Genomic DNA, 209 nt, shown 5'->3' with positions numbered 1-209 from the left:
GCCTCCTACCATGGTGTGGTGGGAGCGAGTTTATCTCGCGAGGTGTTTGTGGCCATGACCTTGTAGTGCATGATTATATTTCTACTTGTTTACAGCACCTTGTTGAGCAGCCTGATGATCTTGACTCGCTGTTGATCTTTGGCGTCTTCGACTGGATGTGTATGCACACAAATCGGCGGGTGAACCGCCTCCTACCCTGCTGAGGGGGT

At 51.7% G+C, this 209-nt stretch carries 1 protein-coding gene; it reads left to right on the top strand.

Annotation, left to right across the window (positions count from 1 at the left end):
* Nucleotides 1-203, top strand: a 203-nt coding sequence (locus CEX98_RS23135; RefSeq protein WP_206780904.1) for a hypothetical protein, incomplete at its 5' end; no start/stop codon positions are given.
* Nucleotides 204-209 lie beyond the last annotated feature (6 nt).

It is taken from the genome of Pseudoalteromonas piscicida, assembly GCF_002744175.1.
In the GTDB taxonomy this organism is placed as follows: domain Bacteria; phylum Pseudomonadota; class Gammaproteobacteria; order Enterobacterales; family Alteromonadaceae; genus Pseudoalteromonas; species Pseudoalteromonas piscicida_B.
The sequence above is the reverse complement of the archived record's forward strand: the minus strand, read 5'-3'. Positions and strand labels throughout refer to the sequence as shown.